Source organism: Paenibacillus campinasensis, from assembly GCF_002272015.1.
GTDB classification, from domain to species: Bacteria; Bacillota; Bacilli; order Paenibacillales; family Paenibacillaceae; genus Paenibacillus_AQ; species Paenibacillus_AQ campinasensis.
The window spans coordinates 15,641-34,148 of sequence record NZ_NPBY01000002.1; the positions used below are offsets into that span (position 1 = coordinate 15,641).

14 protein-coding genes and 1 pseudogene are annotated in these 18,508 nt (G+C 52.7%); 10 read left to right on the plus strand and 5 right to left on the minus strand.

Annotated elements, in window-relative coordinates; all coding sequences use genetic code 11:
* The first annotated feature begins 24 nt into the window (after positions 1 to 24).
* The 4 genes from CHH67_RS00330 to CHH67_RS00345 all read left to right on the plus strand — a co-directional run bounded on the left by CHH67_RS00330 (position 25) and on the right by CHH67_RS00345 (position 5,610).
* Positions 25 to 300 carry an HPr family phosphocarrier protein gene (locus CHH67_RS00330; protein ID WP_095263002.1) on the plus strand — a complete coding sequence of 92 codons (276 nt, stop codon included), beginning with the start codon at positions 25 to 27 and terminating at the stop codon, positions 298 to 300.
* The gene (ptsP, locus tag CHH67_RS00335) at positions 293 to 2,014 is read left to right on the plus strand and encodes a phosphoenolpyruvate--protein phosphotransferase (protein WP_095262990.1); all 1,722 of its coding nucleotides are present in this window, start codon (positions 293 to 295) and stop codon (positions 2,012 to 2,014) included. Before CHH67_RS00330 ends, ptsP begins: the two co-directional genes overlap by 8 nt.
* Before the next feature lie 332 nt (positions 2,015 to 2,346).
* Complete coding sequence (pulA, locus tag CHH67_RS00340; protein WP_095263003.1) at positions 2,347 to 4,731, plus strand: type I pullulanase; 2,385 nt, start codon at positions 2,347 to 2,349, stop codon at positions 4,729 to 4,731.
* A 261-nt stretch (positions 4,732 to 4,992) separates the two neighbouring features.
* The gene (locus CHH67_RS00345) at positions 4,993 to 5,610 is read left to right on the plus strand and encodes a 50S ribosomal protein L25 (RefSeq protein ID WP_095262991.1); all 618 of its coding nucleotides are present in this window, start codon (positions 4,993 to 4,995) and stop codon (positions 5,608 to 5,610) included.
* A 121-nt stretch (positions 5,611 to 5,731) separates the two neighbouring features.
* Here the strand turns inward: CHH67_RS00345 and CHH67_RS00350 are convergent, their stop codons facing one another.
* The 4 genes from CHH67_RS00350 to kduI form a co-directional block, all read right to left on the minus strand.
* Positions 5,732 to 6,586, minus strand: coding sequence for a transporter substrate-binding domain-containing protein (locus CHH67_RS00350; RefSeq protein ID WP_244908042.1), 855 nt, complete (start codon positions 6,584 to 6,586; stop codon positions 5,732 to 5,734).
* Between the two features lie 233 nt (positions 6,587 to 6,819).
* On the minus strand, positions 6,820 to 7,572 hold the full coding sequence (kduD, locus tag CHH67_RS00355; protein WP_095262993.1) for a 2-dehydro-3-deoxy-D-gluconate 5-dehydrogenase KduD: 753 nt from the start codon (positions 7,570 to 7,572) through the stop codon (positions 6,820 to 6,822).
* Positions 7,573 to 7,607: 35 nt separating this feature from the next.
* Complete coding sequence (locus tag CHH67_RS00360; RefSeq protein ID WP_095262994.1) at positions 7,608 to 8,360, minus strand: DeoR/GlpR family DNA-binding transcription regulator; 753 nt, start codon at positions 8,358 to 8,360, stop codon at positions 7,608 to 7,610.
* 40 nt (positions 8,361 to 8,400) lie between these two features.
* Complete coding sequence (gene kduI / locus CHH67_RS00365) at positions 8,401 to 9,234, minus strand: 5-dehydro-4-deoxy-D-glucuronate isomerase (RefSeq protein WP_095262995.1); 834 nt, start codon at positions 9,232 to 9,234, stop codon at positions 8,401 to 8,403.
* 268 nt (positions 9,235 to 9,502) lie between these two features.
* Between kduI and CHH67_RS00370 the strand changes: the two genes are divergently transcribed.
* The 6 genes from CHH67_RS00370 to CHH67_RS00395 all read left to right on the plus strand — a co-directional run bounded on the left by CHH67_RS00370 (position 9,503) and on the right by CHH67_RS00395 (position 17,637).
* Positions 9,503 to 10,387, plus strand: a complete 885-nt coding sequence (locus CHH67_RS00370) for a glycerophosphodiester phosphodiesterase (protein WP_095262996.1) — start codon at positions 9,503 to 9,505, stop codon at positions 10,385 to 10,387.
* 705 nt (positions 10,388 to 11,092) lie between these two features.
* The gene (araA, locus tag CHH67_RS00375) at positions 11,093 to 12,580 is read left to right on the plus strand and encodes an L-arabinose isomerase (RefSeq protein ID WP_095262997.1); all 1,488 of its coding nucleotides are present in this window, start codon (positions 11,093 to 11,095) and stop codon (positions 12,578 to 12,580) included.
* A gap of 106 nt (positions 12,581 to 12,686) precedes the next feature.
* On the plus strand, positions 12,687 to 13,766 hold the full coding sequence (locus CHH67_RS00380) for a GntR family transcriptional regulator (protein ID WP_095262998.1): 1,080 nt from the start codon (positions 12,687 to 12,689) through the stop codon (positions 13,764 to 13,766).
* Between the two features lie 121 nt (positions 13,767 to 13,887).
* On the plus strand, positions 13,888 to 14,577 hold the full coding sequence (gene araD, locus CHH67_RS00385) for an L-ribulose-5-phosphate 4-epimerase (RefSeq protein WP_095262999.1): 690 nt from the start codon (positions 13,888 to 13,890) through the stop codon (positions 14,575 to 14,577).
* A gap of 73 nt (positions 14,578 to 14,650) precedes the next feature.
* Positions 14,651 to 16,321, plus strand: a complete 1,671-nt coding sequence (locus CHH67_RS00390; RefSeq protein WP_095263000.1) for a ribulokinase — start codon at positions 14,651 to 14,653, stop codon at positions 16,319 to 16,321.
* Between the two features lie 140 nt (positions 16,322 to 16,461).
* Entirely contained in the window at positions 16,462 to 17,637 is a 1,176-nt protein-coding gene (locus CHH67_RS00395) for a sn-glycerol-1-phosphate dehydrogenase (RefSeq protein WP_095263001.1), read from the plus strand.
* A 375-nt stretch (positions 17,638 to 18,012) separates the two neighbouring features.
* On the opposite strand, the pseudogene CHH67_RS26060 reads toward CHH67_RS00395, so the two are convergent.
* Positions 18,013 to 18,508: pseudogene (locus CHH67_RS26060) on the minus strand (S-layer homology domain-containing protein); the annotation flags it as partial.

Genomic DNA, 18,508 nt, shown 5'->3' on the forward strand with positions numbered 1-18,508 from the left:
AAATAGGAAAGTGGGATGAATACAATGCAAAAAACATTCAGAATTATTGACGAAGACGGAATTCACGCACGCCCGGCAACGGCTCTGGTTAACACCGCGAACAAGTTCAAAGATACCGAGTCCTTTGCTGAAGCCAACGGCAAAAAAGTAACGCTTAAATCGATCCTTGGCGTGCTGTCCCTCGGCCTGGAGCAAGGTGACACGCTGACGCTGATCACTGAAGGCGGCAACGACGGCGATGCGCTGGCTGCACTTCAGGAAGTGATGATTAACGAAGGGCTGGGCGAGCTTCATGAGTAATCTCAAGGGGATCGCGGCTTCGGCCGGAATCGCGATTGCCCGGGCGTTCGTGCTGGAGCATCCGGACTATTCCGTCAGCCGCAAAGACGTAAGCGATGTTCAGGCAGAGCTTGCGAAGCTGGATGATGCTCTGGCAAAGTCCCAGGCTGAGCTTGAGGATATCAAGGCCCGCACGCTTCAGGAGCTCGGGGAGAAGAAGGCTGAGATTTTCGAATCTCACCTTCTCATCCTGAATGATCCGGAGCTGATCGATCCGGTGAAGGAGAAGATTACCTCCGAATCGGTCAATGCGGAGTATGCGCTTAATGAAACGGCGTCTCAGTTCATTCAGATGTTCGAAAATATGAAAAGCGCCTATCTGCAAGAGCGTGCCGCCGATATGCGGGATGTGACCAAGCGCGTGCTCAAGCATCTGCTCGGTCTCAATTATGTGAACCCGTCCGAGATCAGTGAAGAAGTGGTTGTTGTCGCGGAGGATTTGACACCTTCCGATACAGCACAGCTGAACCGGAAATATGTAAAGGGCTTTACAACGAACATTGGCGGCCGTACATCGCACTCGGCAATCATGGCGCGTTCTCTTGAAATTCCTGCTGTCGTTGGCACCAAGAATGTGCTTTCCTCTGTTCAAAGCGGCGATCTGATCATCGTGGATGGACTGGAAGGCGATGTCATCATTAATCCTTCTGAGCAAACGGTAGCCGAGTATCGCGCGAAGCAGGAGGCATACGCCAAGCAGGTGGAAGAGTGGAGAAAGCTCCGTACCGAGCCTACCATCTCTCGTGATGGCGTCCATGTCGAGCTGGCTGCCAATATCGGAACTCCGAACGACGTTGCCGGCGTACTGGACAATGGCGGCGAGGGCGTAGGTCTGTATCGTACAGAGTTCCTGTACATGGGCAGAGACAAGCTTCCTTCTGAGGAAGTGCAGTACGTTGCGTATAAAACGGTGCTGGAAAAGATGGAAGGCAAGCCGGTCGTTGTCCGCACGCTGGATATCGGTGGTGACAAAGAGCTGCCGTATCTCGATCTTCCTAAAGAGATGAATCCGTTCCTTGGCTTCCGTGCGGTACGTCTGTGTTTGGAACGGCAGGATATTTTCAGAACGCAGCTACGCGCCTTGCTGCGTGCAAGCGTTCATGGTAATCTTCGGATCATGTTCCCGATGATCGCCACACTCGGAGAATTCCGCGAAGCGAAAGCGCTGCTGGAAGAAGAAAAAGCGAAGCTCGCAGCGGAAGGCATCCCGGTATCCGAGGAAATTCAGCTCGGTATTATGGTTGAAATTCCTTCGACGGCGGTTCTGGCCGATCAGTTTGCAAAAGAGGTTGATTTCTTCAGCATCGGCACAAACGATCTGATCCAATATACAATGGCTGCTGACCGAATGAATGAGCGTGTGTCGTACTTGTACCAGCCGTACAATCCGGCCATTCTCCGCCTGGTCAAAATGGTAATTGATGCTGCTCACCGTGAAGGCCGCTGGGTCGGCATGTGTGGAGAAATGGCTGGTGATTCCACCGCCATTCCGATTCTGCTCGGCCTCGGCTTGGATGAGTTCAGCATGAGCGCGACCTCGATTCTTCCGGCACGCAGCCAGATTCGCCGCCTGTCCCAGGCAGAGATGAAGGATCTTGCTGCACGGGCGCTTGAGATGAGCACCGCTGAGGACGTTGTGGCCCTGGTGGACTCGATCTCTGCCTCCGCTGAATGATGCTCTTTCGAGGCGTTTAGATGTCTCCATATCTTTTTTCCAACAAGTATGCTTTTTCTGTTTATAGCATCTGTCCTACCGGGACGGATGCTTTTTTTTCTATAGCCGATAATCCGGGGCGGGCAGGCAACAGAGACAGCTTGGCACGAACCTTGTATAATGCCTAAATATAAGGTTATATGGGATGGACCCAAGCCGGATCAGGACATATGGCATACAATATCCTATGAAAGCGTTTCTTGCATTTCAGCTGCGAGAGGTCTGTCTTATGATTCAGGCGCCTATACTATGAAGTATATTCTAGTTTTAAAGTGACGGTGATAGTGATGAATATGGACACGATCCCAAGCAGTGTCGAGGCGAAGCTCGGGGCTGTTTATCATAGTGAGGAGACTGCCTTTCATGTGTGGGCACCTACGGCTCCTCAGGTGACGCTCGTATTGTACGAGGATGCTGGCGTCTACAATGAGGAAGGCAAGGTAACCGACCATGAAGGTGGTATGGAGTATGAGATGGTTCAGACACCAGACGGTGTATGGAGCGTCAAGGTCGCTGGAGATTTGCACGGCACCTATTATATGTACCGGATAGCGTGGGAGCAGGGACGCTATACCTATGCGGTCGATCCCTATGCGCGGGCAGTGTCAGCGAACGGCTGCCGCGGAGCCATCGTGGATCTGGCAAGAACGAACCCGCCGGGATGGGAGAACGATATCAAGCCACCGCTGCTGCAGCCTACCGATGCTGTTGTGTATGAGCTGCATGTACGCGACTTCTCGGTGGATGAGCATTCCGGCATGAAATATAAAGGGAAGTACAAGGCTTTTACCGAGACCGGACTTCGGGATGCATACGGGAATGCGATAGGCGTTGATCATTTGGTTGAGCTGGGCATCACCCATGTGCATCTGCTGCCGGTGTTCGATTTCAGAACAGTCAACGAATTGGCAGACCCGGATGACCGCACGGGTGATATCTACAATTGGGGATATGATCCGCAGAACTATAACGTGCCGGAAGGGTCGTATGCAACAGACCCGGCGGATCCGGCAGTGCGCATCCGGGAGCTTAAGGAAATGGTTCAGGCCCTCCACAAGCAAGGGATCCGGGTCGTGATGGATGTTGTCTACAATCACACCTATACCGTGGATGATGGACCTTTTGAGCCGATCGTTCCCGGATATTATTACCGACAAGATGCCAGCGGCCGTTTATCCAACGGCTCCGGTGTCGGAAACGAATTGGCTACCGAAAGACCGATGGTTCGCAAATTCATTAAAGATTCGCTGCGTTATTGGGCTGAGGAGTACCATATTGACGGCTTCCGGTTTGACCTGATGGCACTGATCGACACGACAACGCTGGCTGACATTGCCGAGGAGCTTCGGCGCGAAGTGGACGAGACGATTATGCTGTATGGAGAACCTTGGACTGGCGGCGACAGCCCGCTTACAGAGCAGACCGTCAAGGGGACTCAGCGCGGAAAAGGCTTTGCCGTATTCAACGATCATTTCCGGCACGCCATCAAGGGAGATAATGACGGTGCGGGCAAGGGTTTTGCCACAGGCGCGGACTGGCACGAGGGAGCTGTTATTGAAGGGATGATGGGATCGATTCATGATTTTGCTCACGAAGCAAGTGAATCGGTCAATTATGTAACGGTCCATGACAATCTGAATCTGTGGGATAAAATTCTGGTGTCCCAAGGTTTAGCCGAAGAAGCAGGGCTGCTGCACATGGCAGAGGGAGAGCTGCCGGGCGGCGGGGATGTTCAGGGAGCGGTCACGGCGGCAGCGCCTTATAGCTGTGTGGATCCGGCCAATCCGCTTGCTTCCATGGCGGTCCGGCGCGCAGTGCTGGCGAACGGCATCGTTCTTCTCTCGCAGGGCATCCCTCTGCTCCATGCTGGTGACGAGCTTCTTCGTACGAAATATGGCGATCATAACAGCTACCGAAGCGGAGATGCAATCAACGCGATCCGTTGGGAAAATAAGCAGCGATTCCGGGCGGTATTTGACTATTACAAGGGGTTAATCACGCTGCGCAAACAATATCCGGTATTTCGAATGTCAGCAAGAGACAGGATCGAGCAGCATGTGGAGGTGCTGCGCTCGAGTGACCAGCTGATTGTGCTTCGTTTGACGGAGCCGGAGCTGCCGATCGAATTGAATCCGCCGGGCGATCACAGCGGGGGAGCGCAGATGGTGGTCATCATCAACGGGAATGCATCCGATATGAAGGTGGAGCTTCCGCCCAGCCCGTCCATGTGGGGGATTCTCGCAGATGACCGCTGCGCGGGGGCCGAACCATTTGCTGTAGTGAACGGTGCTGATGTCATCGTTCCTGGGCTGTCGATCATGGTGCTGCGGGAAGAGGTGACGCAGCCGAAAACCCGGCTGACCCGGATTGAGCTGGAATATGAACGCGATGATCAAGCCTATGATGGCTGGAATGTGTGGGTATGGGGCACAGGCGTGCGCGATGGCCGGATTGATTTTACGCGGCTGCATAACGGCAAGGCGGTGGCGGTTTTCCATGCTGCTGAAGGTGTGAGTCGGGTCGGATGCATCGTCAGATATAAGGAGTGGGAAGATCGCGAGGGAGAGCATGACCGGTATATGGAGATTCCGCCGGGTGTCCAGCATGTCAAATGGAGGGTTCGCAGCGGCGAAGCCGGGTGGGAGCCGGAAGTGCCTCGGCCGGATATGGCAAGCTAGCAAGACCCGTGTTTTCTATCCAATCCGGCAAGAAAGTATCACATTCAACGAGAAGACATGCATGGAAGGGATGGATGATCCGGACTCCGGGGAAGAATGAACGCGGAGACCAATCTGTGTGTCAGCGTAAGCAAAAGCCCTCATCTTCATTAGAAGGTAAGGGCTTTTGATGTTTTTCGTGGATGTGGAAAAAACTGATTCATGGCCGTACGGTGCGGGTAATTATTCGTTAGACTTGTTTTCAGAAGGAGGATATAATTTATGTCGTCAAAAGGAAACAATGTTCAACTTAAAGCCGAACTCCGGACGGAGTTTACCCGTGCATCCCGTCGCAGAATCCGTGAAGGCGGAGGGGTACCGGCTGTCGTATACGGCGCGCAATCCGAGAGCATTCCGGTTGCCGTTAATCTGAAGGAGACATCCAAACTGTTTGTAACAGGACGTTCGGAGGTATTCCATCTTGATGTGGCCGGAAAGGGTTCAGTTCCCGTTCTGATTAAAGATGTTCAGAAAAGCCGCGGGGATGTCGCCCATATCGATTTTTTGCGAGTTTCGATGAACAAGCCGGTTCGTGTCAGCATTCCTGTCGAATATAAAGGAACGGCTGCAGGAACCAAAACAGGAGGCATTCTGCAGACGCAGGTAACGGAAGTGGAGGTGGAAGGACTTCCGTCCGATCTGCCGACCACGCTGGAGGCCGATGTATCCGCGCTGGAGGTTGGAGACAAGCTTACGGTGGCTGATTTGCACATTCCGGAAGGTGTAACCGTCGTTGCATCAGAAGAGGAAGTGCTGGTCAGCGTCATCGTCCCTCGTGCCGTCTCGGCGGCTGAAGAAGTGGCTGAGGGCGAGCAGGAAATCGCTGCTTCCGAAGAATAAGAGAGGCCATAATCAACATCACAACTCAAGTATAAAGGTCGAAGGCCGGCTCGGTTCAGAGCGGGAGGCTTCGACCTTTTGGTGTTTCAAGCGCAGACGGGTGTCCTCTCCTGCGGCTGGTTTAGGGTTGCTGCTGCTCCTCTGGCATCCTCTGATTGTTCGAGGGTGTGCTGCCGAAGTACTTTTCCCATATTGCTGCATAAGTGCCGTCACTTTTCATCGTCAGCAGGGCGTTGTCGATGGCGGCAAGCAGATCGTTGTTGCCTTTGGTCATCGCAGCACACACCTGGTACACATGATCAGAGGACTGCACGGTACGCAGCTTCCTATCCGGAAACTGCAGCATCAGGTTGGCCGCTGATAAGTTGTCCATGACGGCGGCGTCTACCGCGCCCTCCATTAATTGCCGGGCCCCCTGTTCTGCATGCTGGACCTCTCTGATATCTGCGCCGATCTGTTCGGCTATATCTCTATAGCTTCCTACGATGGGGACGGCAGTTCGCTGCCCCTTCAGATCAGAGAAGGAACGGATGCGGGTCTCCTCATCGCGAACGACAACCACTGGAAACGAGGTCATGTAAGCATGGGAGAAATCGTACAGCTGCCTGCGATCGTCCCGGACTGCAATCTCGTCGAATACAACATCATATACTCCTTCGCTCAGACCGGGAAGCAGCTGCTCCCAGCTCATCTCTATGAATTCCGGATTCAGCTCCATATGGTATGCCACTTCTTCGGCAATATCAACATCAAAGCCTTTCAACCTTCCTTCCGCATCATGGTAGCTGAACGGGGGATAGTCGCGCTCAATGCCGATACGAAGCGTTCCGCGTTCGACCGCATCCTGCAGCAAGCCCCCGGTGTTGATCCGGTAAGGTCTTACGCCCATATTGGGCGTTGGCACACGATCATGGGAACGGGGGACACATCCTGGCAGCAGCATACAGGTTAAGACTAACAACAGGATGATGTTCATGTACCATCTCCTGCTTCTGCTTCCTCTTCCGCTCATATCGATACCTTCCTTTCTGTCGTTCACGGTCCATCATTATGGTCCATGGCATGGGGTCACAGGTTAGGATACCCCAACCGATGGCAAGGAATTCGCAACCAGTCTATAAGGGGAATCAAGGCATAATAAAAAGCCCGCAATGAGGCTGAAATGCAGCATCATTACGGGCTTGTGCTCCTTAACGAAAATGATATAGTCTATCGTGCCATCCAGCCGCCATCTACACATAGAATGTGGCCGTTCATATAATCCGAAGCGGAAGAGGCCAGGAAGACGGCAGGGCCTCCGATATCCTCAGGTTTTCCCCAGCGTCCTGCAGGAATTCGGTCGGTGATGGACTTATGACGTTCAGGATCCTGACGAATCTGAGCGGTGTTGTCCGTTTCGATATAACCTGGCGCGATGCCGTTGACCTGTACGCCGCCAGCTGCCCATTCATTCGCAAACGCTTTCGTTAATCCGGCTACGCCATGCTTGCTGGCGGTGTATCCCGGAACGTTGATGCCGCCCTGGTAGGACAGCATGGAGCAGATATTGATGATTTTTCCACTGCCCCGCTCAAGCATATGCTTGCCGGCAATTTGGGACAACAGAAACACCGAATTCAAATTCAGATCGATCACGTCAAACCAATCCTGGGCGCTATGATCCTTGGCTGGTGTGCGGCGGATGATGCCGGCGTTGTTCACCAAAATGTCCACGTGGCCCGTCAGCTCCAGCGCTTGATCGAAGGTCGCTTGCAGCTTCGTGTGGTCGCTGAGATCGACGCTGATTTCGGATGCTTTTCTTCCAACGGACTCAATCTTGTCTATCGTCTCCTTGCTGCTGCTCATGGACACAGCCACAATATCTGCGCCTGCTTCAGCCAGCGCGATGGCGATGCCCTGACCGAGCCCGCGGGCGGCCCCGGTAACGATGGCCGTTTTGCCAAACAAATCAAACAAATGCATGGCCGTACACACTCCTCGTCTTTTTCAATCTAGAACTATTGCATAATCAATACTCCAGTTTCAAGGTAGGCTGCTGCTGTAGCCGCCTCCAGTCCCCGGTTTGTAATAATGGCGGTTAGCTCTTTCAAGGATGCGAAGGTTCTAAGGGCGGTTTGTCCGAATTTATGATGATCGACAACGGCATATACCTCACGCGAGGTCTCCACCAGTGCCCGCTTGAAATCGAGCAAATCCCCCGTATATATCGAAAGTCCATGTTCAGGATGAACCCCGGTTGCCGAGATAAAGGCTTTTTGAATATTAAGCTGACGAACGTAGGCTGCGCCCTCCGGGCCTGCCAGCATGTTGCGGACACGGTAACCGCCGGGAACGACAAGCCGGATGTTGTTCTTGGACGCAAGTTCACTGATGATGTACACATCATTGGTGATGACAGTCAATGACTCGTTCTGGAGCTGACGCGCGATTTCGAGCGTAGTGCTTCCTCCGTCCAATGCTACAATGTCGCCGGGGTGTATGCACGCTGCCGCCTTTTGAGCAATCTCGAGTTTCTCATCCGCATGTTTGGTAAGCGGCTCTTGGGACGGAAGGATGCCAAAATGCTCCTTCTGCGCGAGCACGGCTCCGCCATGCACACGCGTAATCAGCCCCTGCTCCTCCAGCTTGGATAAGTCCTCGCGAATCGTTTTCCCAGTGACCTCCAGGCGCTCGCTCAGCTCCGCAACGGTGACCTCTTTCTCGGTTAACAGATATTCCATTATTTTCTCGTAACGTCGTATCGGGTTCATCTGAATTCTCATCTTCTTCCGTCGGTATTGATGTTCCTCTCTATTGTAATTCCTTCATCGACACAGGGTCCATATCATCGTATTTTTTATTGTCACCGGCCATGCCCCAAATAAATGTGTAGTTGCTGGTTCCTACGCCACTGTGGATCGACCAGCTCGGGGAGATGACAGCCTGCTCATTGCGCATAACGATATGGCGTGTTTCCGACGGCTGACCCATCAGATGGAAGACAACCGCATCTTCCGGCAGGTCAAAATACATATAAGCCTCCATACGGCGCGGATGCGTATGAGCTGGCATCGTATTCCACATGCTGCCTTCCTTCAGCAGCGTCATGCCCATCACAAGCTGGGAGCTTTGGATGCCGTTCTGATGAATGAAGCGGTAGATGACACGGTCATTGGAATTTTTGAAGCTGCCGAGGGCGCTGGAGTCGGCTTCCTCCAATGTCGCCTTCACGGTAGGGAACTCCTTGTGAGCCGGAGCCGAGTTGAGATAAAATTTGGCCGGATTATGCGGATCATGGCTGGTGAATTTGACTTCCTTGGTGCCCATTCCAACGTACAGACATTCCTTATGGTTCAGCTCGTACGCGGTTCCGTCTGCGGTGACGGTCCCCGTCCCGCCAACATTGATAATGCCGATTTCTCTGCGCTCCAGGAAAAAGCCGACACCAAGCTCCTTCATATCGGTCTCCAGCTTGACTTCCTCCCGGACCGGCAAGGCACCGCCGATAATCAGTCTGTCTTCATGCGTAAGGACAAGCTCAAGCTTATCAGCGGTAAACAGGGTCGGGATATGAAATTCCTTGCGAAGCCGAGCCGTGTCGAATTGTTTCACTTCCTGCGGATGTGAGGCATAACGTCTTTCCATAATGAAGATCCTCTCCTTTGGAACTGATTTAGGTTCATATATGTACAAATTACTCCATTTAGGTTCATTTTACAAGAGGATATTTAGAAAATGAACTCAAAAAGAGGGGGGGGGCATGCGTTGCTTGCGTACATTCAGGCTAAGCAGTGCCTGTAAAATGGTGCTTCTCTCTTGCTTCTGCTGCAGGATTCAAATGATGACTGCTTGGAAAAACTAAATATAGCTGCACAGATCGGTACTTCTTATGGAAGGCGGGTGAGAGAAGCTTATGAAAAAAACATTACTGCTCATCGTGCTGGCCCTTGCCGTCTCCGGGTTACGCATCACATGCAACGCCATTTACGGATCAGGGATTCCGGTCCATCGGTTGGAGTCCTGGACAACAGCCGTAGAGCGCGGGCTGATGACGATCGCACATCGCGGAGCGTCCGGTTATGCTCCGGAGAACACAATCGCTGCATTTGATCAGGCGGTGAATATGCGGGCGGATATGCTGGAGCTTGATGTTCAATTCAGCCAAGACGGCCATGCCGTCGTCATTCATGATCCGACGGTTGACCGGACCACGGACGGGAAGGGAGCTGTTCAGAGCCTCACATTGGCGCAACTGCAGCGTCTGGATGCCGGAAGCTGGTATGAAACGTCTTTTCGCGGAGAGCGGATACCGACGCTGGAGCAGGTTCTTGAGCGGTACGGTGGGGAGGTCGGACTGTTGATTGAAGTCAAAGAAGCGGTCGCCGCAGAAGGAGTCGAGCGGAAATTAGTGGACATTTTGCAGCCGTATATGGCAACGGGCGAGGAGAATCGCCCCCGCGTCCCGCTGGTTGTACAGTCTTCGGACGCGGCTTTTCTTGAGCGATTGCACAAGCTTGCGCCGGAGCTTCCGCTTGGTGTCGTGATTACGCGTGCGGGAAGATTGTCGCATGACGATATATTGGGTTATGCCCAGTATGCGGACTATATCAGCTTGCCGATCCGGCTTGTGAATAAAACGTCGGTGGGAAGAATTCATCAGATGGGATTGAAAGCCTTCGTCTGGACGATGCGGAATATACTGCAGGTGCCGTTGGTTGTGGAAGCCAGCGTTGATGGGATCATTACTGACTTCCCGGATATGGTGCCGACCCATATGAGAACATACAGTGAGCCTTAGCCTCAATTGGTAGAGGATGGAAGGAGGCGTATTTTAGAAGCACACAGTTATTCAAAGAGGTAGATGGTAGATGTGAAAATGTATCCTCAATATGTCGCGTCATATATCTGTTATATAAAATTACATATAAAGATACTGATAACAAATTTCAAGCAGCATAAAAGAATGAAACGAAGAATTTGAGTGAATTTAATTTACATAGGCAGTATTCTGTTATAATATAAAATAAATTTACGTCAATGTAATTGACACAAGAGGTTGGCGGTCATTATAATAGATGTTAATTAACAGGTATATATGGTTATATATGGTTATGAATACGTGGGAAGGGAGGAGCGGATCGCCAATGGAGAAACGGAGTGTCATTATTAAAGGTTGGGCCTCGATTGTGTTGTGCATGATCTTAGTGTCAAGCCGTAGGTTAGAGCAGGAAGCTTCCCCAGGCAGCACGAATCGAGATCCCGATCGTACGCTTAATGCATAACAATTAACTTGGTTATATGAATCTGAGCCCCGAGCGTAAAGCCGGGGTTGTTTTATTTGGTCTTCATGCAGTTTATTGTGACAGAGGATCTTGATCTTTTGTGCTTCCAGGCTTACAATATAGTCAACAAACTTGTACGTACAAATTTGTTGAAGATACATTATTGCAATTATATGTATGTACAAGATAGAGGCAGCAATTATACAGGAGGCGTCGTAATTATGGAATTGAAACCGCATTCTTTTTGGTTTGTCACTGGAAGTCAGCATCTGTACGGCCCGGAAACGCTGGATCAGGTTGCAGAGCATTCTCGAATCATTGCATCTGAGTTGGCTAAAGATTCTGTATTTCCGTACCCGATCGTATTCAAACCGATCGTCACGACATCTGATGAAATTTACAGTCTCATTCTGGAGGCGAACAACGATGAAAACTGCGCGGGTATTCTAACCTGGATGCACACGTTCTCTCCGGCCAAGATGTGGATCGCCGGATTGTCTCAGCTGCAGAAGCCGCTGCTTCATTTTCATACACAATTCAATCGCGATATTCCGTGGGAAACCATTGACATGGACTTCATGAACCTGAACCAGTCAGCCCACGGGGATCGCGAATACGGTCATATCGGGGCGCGGCTCGGCATCGCCAGAAAGGTGGTTGTCGGTCACTGGGAAGATGCGGAGGTCCGGGGCAGCATTGCCGGTTGGATGAAGACGGCTGCCGCATATGCGGAAAGCCGCAGGCTGAAGGTGGCGCGGTTCGGCGATAATATGCGTCAGGTTGCGGTAACGGAAGGGGATAAGGTTGAAGCTCAGATCAAGCTGGGCTGGTCCGTGAATGGTTATGGCATCGGGGATCTGGTACAGGTGATGAACGAGGTTAGCGATGCGGAAGTGAAGGAGCTGCTGGACGAATACGCCGAGCGGTACACGCTGACGAAGGAAGGGCTGACCGAAGGTCCTGTCCGGAGCTCGATCGCTTATCAGGCCCGCATTGAACTGGCGCTTAAGCGATTCCTGGTGGAAGGCGGCTTTGGCGCGTTTACAACGACCTTCGAGGATCTTCACGGCATGGAGCAGCTTCCCGGCCTTGCGGTGCAGCGCCTGATGGAGGCCGGCTACGGCTTCGGCGGGGAAGGCGACTGGAAGACAGCGGCACTGACGCGCGTGCTGAAGGTGCTTGCGAACAACCAAAGCACATCCTTCATGGAAGATTACACCTACCATTTCGAGCCTGGCAATCATATGATTCTCGGTTCTCACATGCTGGAGGTGTGTCCGACCATTACAGCTGAGAAGCCGAGCATCGAGGTTCATCCGCTTGGCATCGGCGGAAAGAGTGACCCGGCCCGCCTCGTATTCAACGGTCAGGACGGTCCTGCAGTCAATGCATCTTTGGTTGATTTGGGGCATCGTTTCCGTCTGCTGGTCAACGTGGTGGATGGCGTCAAGGTCGAGAAGCCGATGCCGAAGCTGCCTGTAGCTCGCGTGCTGTGGAAGCCGCAGCCGTCGCTGCGTGAATCGGCCGAAGCCTGGATATTGGCCGGAGGTGCGCATCATACGGTGCTGTCGTATGCGATTACCGCAGAGCAGTTGGCGGATTGGTCCGAGATGGTAGGTATCGAGTCCGTTGTCATCGACAAGGACACGAACATCCAGCGGTTCAAGAATGAGCTTCGCTGGAGTGAAGCCGCCTACCGTCTGAGCTAAACGGATCTGTCAGCATTCGCCCGGCCTATGATACAATAACGAGATAACTTTGCAATTTTTATCCTGACTTTTACGATTCGTAGGGCTAGAGGTGGATGATAAATAGATGAGCAGACGGATTCCGAAGTATTTGGCATTAAAAAACGAGCTGTTGTCCTGGTTCGAAGCCGGAAGGCTGGAGACGGGCAAGCAGGTTCCTTCCGAACATGAGATTGCGGAGCAGTTCGGCGTGAGCCGCCAGACGGTTCGGCAGGCCTTCGGCGAGCTGGAGAAGGAAGGCTGGCTGGAGCGAATTCAGGGGAAAGGGACTTTTGCGCGAAATCCGAAGCGGCGGGAAAGCGAGAAGGTAAAGACGATCGGCATCATTACGACGTATATCTCCGACTATATCTTTCCCCATATCGTACGGGGCGCAGAGGCGGAGCTGCGGAGCAAGGGCTATCGGCTTCTGCTGTCCAGCACGGACAACAACAAGGAGAAGGAGATGGAGAGCCTGCGGCTTATGACAAGCCAGCCCCTGAGCGGCCTGATCATTGAGCCGACGAAGAGTGCGGAGGGCAATCCGAACCTGGGTTATTTCCTGTCGCTGCAAGAGCGCGGGATTCCCTATTTGATGATTAATGAAAAGTACAGGGAGCTGGAGTGCCCCTGCCTTAAAGTTGACGACGAATCCGGCGGTTACATGGCTGCCAAGCATATGCTGGAGAAGGGACATACCTCCATTGCAGGCTTTTTCAAGCGAGATGATCTTCAGGGCGTGAACCGGTTAAAAGGGTTCCTGCGGGCACATCGTGAAGCAGGAATATCCCCGGCTCCCGAGCGAGTAATCACATATACGACGGAGCAAAAGGCGGATCTTCCACTTAAGCGGGCTGTGGAAATGCTGCGTCTTCCAGCCGAGGGTCGGCCGACGGCAATGGTGGGCTATAATGACGAGCTGGCTGTTCTTCTGATGCAAGCCGCATCCCGGTGCGGGCTGCGAATTCCGGAGGACGTGTCCATCGTCGGCTTTGACGATTCCTCGCTGGCATCGGGCTTGAAGCTTACAACCTTGACGCATCCGAAAACGCAAATGGGGGAAATGGCAGCCAGACAACTGATTCAGATGATTGAGCAGGGCGGAGTGTTTGAGGACACCGTATACCTGCCAGAATTGGTAGAGCGGGAATCTGTCGCTCGGCGTTAAGCAGCAGCTGTATCGCTAAAGGGTGGCGGCGAAGGGAATGGCCGCCCCGAAGCGAGCCAGAGGTCCTGTACTTGTACGTACAACTATGACCTGTGTTAAGCGCGGAGAGGAGCGATGTTTCATGTTGGAGGCATTGAAGGAGCAGGTGCTGCAGGCGAATCTGGACCTGCCTAAATACGGATTAGTGACATTTACCTGGGGCAATGTGAGCGGCATTGACCGAGAGCGGGGCTTGTTTGTCATTAAGCCAAGCGGCGTGCCGTACGAAGAATTGAAGGCAGAGGACATGGTGGTGCTTGATCTGGAGGGCAATGTGGTGGAAGGGCATCTGAAGCCGTCCTCCGATACACCGACCCATCTGGTGTTATATCAGAATTTCAAAGAAATCGGCGGCATTGTTCATACTCATTCTCCTTGGGGAACGAGCTGGGCCCAGGCCGGGCGAGCCTTGCCGGCATACGGAACAACACATGCGGATTACTTCTATGGCGAAATTCCGGTGACCCGTCCGATGACCCGTTCGGAAATCGAAGGCGCTTATGAGCTGGAGACCGGAAAGGTGATCGTTGAACGGTTTGCCGATCTTGATCCGAATCAGATGCCGGGCGTTCTCGTGCATTCGCACGCCCCGTTCACATGGGGCAAGGATGCCCATAATGCCGTTCATAATGCGGTCGTTCTGGAGGAGTGCGCCAAAATTGCGGCGAGAATGCTGCAGATCAATCCGGACAGCCAGCCGATGGATCAGACATTACTCGACCGGCATTTTCTAAGAAAGCATGGGGCGAAAGCGTACTACGGGCAAGGCTGAGCCGCAGCCTATCGTTATGTTCGGGGAAGGGAAGCTTGTGAACTTATAAGGAACTGAGGGGGAGGAATGAAAGATGGGGAAGAAGTATACAATCGGCGTCGATTACGGCACACAGTCCGGCCGAGCCGTGCTGGTGGATCTGTCCAATGGGATGGAAGTGGCGGATCATGTGACACCATATCCGCATCATGTCATTGATGAGTATTTGCCTGGCTCTGGCCGCAAGCTGGAATACGACTGGGCGCTTCAGCATCCGGGAGATTATTTGGAGGTGCTTAGAAACTCCGTGCCCGCTGTGCTTAAGGAATCGGGAATCGATCCGGAGAGCGTGATCGGCATCGGGATTGATTTTACCGCTTGTACGATGCTGCCGGTGGATGAGCAAGGCGAGCCGCTGTGCTTCAAGCCGGAGCTTGCGGATCATCCGCACAGCTGGGTGAAGCTGTGGAAGCATCATGCAGCACAGCCGGAGGCAGACAAAATCAACCAGATTGCAGCAGAACGAGGGGAGAGCTTTCTGCCGCGCTACGGCGGGAAAATTTCGTCTGAGTGGATGATCGCAAAAATCTGGCAGATTCTTGATGAAGCTCCGGAAATATATGAGCGTACCGATATGTTCTTGGAGGCGACAGACTGGGTGATTGCCCAGATGACCGGGAATATCGTTCGCAACAGCTGCACCGCAGGTTATAAAGCGATCTGGCACAAGCAGGACGGATATCCAAGCAAGGATTACTTCAAGGCGCTCGATCCCCGTCTGGAAAATCTGACAGACACGAAGCTGCGGGGCGAGGTGATTCCGCTTGGTACGAATGCAGGCGGCTTGACCGCGCCGATGGCCGAGATGATGGGCCTGAAACCTGGTATTGCCGTTGCGGTGGGCAATGTCGATGCTCATGCAGCCGTTCCGGCCGTCGGTGTGGTTACGCCAGGCAAGCTGGTTATGGCGATGGGAACGTCGATCTGTCATATGGTGCTCGGAACCGAGGAGAAGCAGGTTGAGGGCATGTGCGGCGTGGTAGAAGACGGAATTATTCCCGGGTTGTACGGGTATGAGGCTGGTCAATCGGCGGTCGGAGATATTTTTGAGTGGTATGTGAATGAGTCGCTCCCGGCCTATGTGGCCGAAGAAGCTGCCAAGGAAGGCATCGGCGTCCATCAATGGCTGGAACGAGAGGCAGCGCGCTACAAGCCAGGCCAGACAGGGCTGCTGGCTCTGGACTGGTGGAACGGTAATCGCTCCGTACTGGTGGATACGGATTTGACCGGCATGATGCTGGGCATGACCTTGCTTACCAAGCCGCAGGAAGTGTATCGTGCGCTGCTGGAGGCAACCGCCTATGGCACTCGCAAAATTGTGGATGCCTTCCATCAGAATGGCGTAGCGGTTGATGTCCTGTATGCCTGCGGAGGGCTGCCGCAAAAGAACCGGCTGCTCATGCAAATTTATGCGGATGTGACCAATCGTGAAATTATCGTGGCCGATTCCAAGCAGACACCGGCGCTTGGAGCGGCGATGTTCGCGGCTGTCGCGGCCGGCGAAGAGGCGGGCGGGTACGCCTCCATTATCGACGCAGCTGCGAGCATGGCGCGCGTGAAGGAAGAAACCTTCAAGCCGATTCCGGAGCATGTGGCCGTATACGAGCAGCTGTACCAGGAATACAGCAGACTGCATGACTATTTCGGACGCGGTGAGAACGATGTGATGAAAAGGCTGAAGCGAATTAAACAAGCAGCTGAATGATCATCATGTGACCGGATAGGTGACATAAAAAGGTGAATCAATTGAAGCGGTGATTCGTTTGAAGGCTCTTGAAGCAGGTTTCCTAAGCTCGGGATCGGGAAGCTGCTCCATCAGTCAAGCGAAGGGAGGAATAGACGGTCATGTCAGATGCTTTAATGAATGCACGGCGTCTGCTGGAGCAGATGAAGCAGCGGGGAACGGCATTTCACGGACTGGAGCTGATGCTGCTGGAGCGCGGCGCGCTTGCCCAGGTGGGAGGCTATTTACGAGAGCAGGGTCTTGCCCAGCCTGTCGTGGTCGCCGATGCTCACACCTGCGAAGCGGCAGGCAAAGAACTGCTCGGACGTTTGAAGGATGAAGGAATTGACGTTCGGCTCATTCTGATTGAGCCAGACGCCCAAGGCGACGTGGTGGCTGATGAACGCTCGCTGATGCAGCTGTTTATCGAAGCGGCGCCAGAGAAGACGGGATGTCTCATTGCCGTCGGATCAGGCACGATTCATGACATTACCCGCTTTGTAAGCCATCGGAGTCAGCTGCCCTTCCTGTCGGTTCCGACCGCACCGTCTGTGGATGGGTTTACTTCGGCAGGGGCTCCGATCATTGTGAAGGGGGTTAAGCAGACGTTTCAGGCTTCGGCGCCAGCAGCGATATTTGCGGATCTGGACGTGCTGATGAAAGCCCCGCAGTCTCTGGTGGCTGCCGGCTTTGGTGATATGCTGGGCAAGTACACCTCCCTGTTTGATTGGAGGCATTCATCCTCCATCGGTGGCGAGCCTTATGATGAACAAGTAGCGGCGATTACGGAAGCGGCGCTGCTGGCCTGTGTCGAGCATGTCCAGGACATCGGACAGCGTTCGGAGACGGGCATCCGCGTGCTGATGACCGCGCTGATCGAGTCCGGGATCGCCATGCTGTTGTTCGGGCAGTCCCATCCGGCATCCGGGGCAGAGCACCATCTGTCTCATTATTGGGAGATGGAGTTCCTAAGCGAGGGCAGACGAGCGCTGCTGCATGGCGCGAAGGTCGGTGTGGCTGCCGCAGAGATTTCACAGCTGTATCACGATGCGGTCGACAGCGGCATTTTCCCTTATGCAGAGCCGGAAGGGCTCGCACGCCATCGGGAGCGAATTCAGGACTGGCTCACCAAGGTGCCTTCGCCGGACCGGCTTCGTTCTTTGCTGAAGCAGGCCGGAGGGCCGTCCACCCATGAAGAGCTGGGGATCGAGGAGAAGCTGGTGCAGCGCAGCCTTCAGGAGGCGCACACCTTGCGGAACCGCCACACCCTGCTTCGGGCGCTGAATGAAGTGAGATAATACCTAAGACAATCAGACCTCATGCTTGGAAGGGATCACAGGGATGTCCTGTACCTCTTTTCCAGTGGCATGAGGTCTTTTTTGGCTGTGGCTCTGATGAACTTTAAACAGGTAGAATTTTTATTCGGAAAGATAAGTGTCTTGATAGGATTTAAGTTAGCTTTAGCCTAGATCTCATATATAATTCGGTTTATCAAAATCTGTGACTGTATATGTATTGTATATATGTATTGAAGTCATCGGTGTAACATCAACGACTAGACCATTATTTTGCGCAGCACTGATTGAATGAATCCCAAGAGTAGAAATGGTTAAGAAGCTCATCAAAAGAGAGACAATAAGATAGCTAATCCTCTTCATTTATACACTTCCTTGTCATTGTGGCGTGTACGGTAGCCCAAACATAACCAATGTATTGCCGCTGCCCATTTCACCGCCATTATCTCCCAGATATCTGTGCATCCAGAAGCGTCGTGGAACATCCTTTTTGAAGAAACCAGTAGTTAAGAAGTTAGCGCTATCTGGTAAAACGGTAAGACCATATTTAGGAACTGTTCCACTTTCAAATCCAAAACCTTGAGTGAAGTTATACAGTGTAGAAGTTGGAAAAGCAGCATTGGATAGAGACGTATTATCATTTGGAACTACTGTAGTTTCAAGAAAAGTATTGTACATATCATCAAGTATTGGCCAGGTGAAATCTTTATCCATAAACATTTTCCCATACAAATTTTTCGGATTTTTCGCCGAATCAGCATCTACGACAATCATGCGATGCACCGTCATCATGCCACGGTTATACATCATTTTGTATGGCTTATCTTTAATGCGATCAAAGCTTGTTAGTTTTTCCGTACCAGAAATAATACGA

What these genes read in the sequence shown, in the direction of transcription:
- CHH67_RS00330 (WP_095263002.1), top strand. Translation starts at nt 25, where the DNA reads ATGCAAAAAACATTCAGAATTATTGACGAAGACGGAATTCACGCACGC.
- ptsP (WP_095262990.1), top strand. Translation starts at nt 293, where the DNA reads ATGAGTAATCTCAAGGGGATCGCGGCTTCGGCCGGAATCGCGATTGCC.
- pulA (WP_095263003.1), top strand. Translation starts at nt 2,347, where the DNA reads ATGGACACGATCCCAAGCAGTGTCGAGGCGAAGCTCGGGGCTGTTTAT.
- CHH67_RS00345 (WP_095262991.1), top strand. Translation starts at nt 4,993, where the DNA reads ATGTCGTCAAAAGGAAACAATGTTCAACTTAAAGCCGAACTCCGGACG.
- CHH67_RS00350 (WP_244908042.1), bottom strand. Translation starts at nt 6,586, where the DNA reads ATGAACATCATCCTGTTGTTAGTCTTAACCTGTATGCTGCTGCCAGGA.
- kduD (WP_095262993.1), bottom strand. Translation starts at nt 7,572, where the DNA reads ATGCATTTGTTTGATTTGTTTGGCAAAACGGCCATCGTTACCGGGGCC.
- CHH67_RS00360 (WP_095262994.1), bottom strand. Translation starts at nt 8,360, where the DNA reads ATGAACCCGATACGACGTTACGAGAAAATAATGGAATATCTGTTAACC.
- kduI (WP_095262995.1), bottom strand. Translation starts at nt 9,234, where the DNA reads ATGGAAAGACGTTATGCCTCACATCCGCAGGAAGTGAAACAATTCGAC.
- CHH67_RS00370 (WP_095262996.1), top strand. Translation starts at nt 9,503, where the DNA reads ATGAAAAAAACATTACTGCTCATCGTGCTGGCCCTTGCCGTCTCCGGG.
- araA (WP_095262997.1), top strand. Translation starts at nt 11,093, where the DNA reads ATGGAATTGAAACCGCATTCTTTTTGGTTTGTCACTGGAAGTCAGCAT.
- CHH67_RS00380 (WP_095262998.1), top strand. Translation starts at nt 12,687, where the DNA reads ATGAGCAGACGGATTCCGAAGTATTTGGCATTAAAAAACGAGCTGTTG.
- araD (WP_095262999.1), top strand. Translation starts at nt 13,888, where the DNA reads ATGTTGGAGGCATTGAAGGAGCAGGTGCTGCAGGCGAATCTGGACCTG.
- CHH67_RS00390 (WP_095263000.1), top strand. Translation starts at nt 14,651, where the DNA reads ATGGGGAAGAAGTATACAATCGGCGTCGATTACGGCACACAGTCCGGC.
- CHH67_RS00395 (WP_095263001.1), top strand. Translation starts at nt 16,462, where the DNA reads ATGTCAGATGCTTTAATGAATGCACGGCGTCTGCTGGAGCAGATGAAG.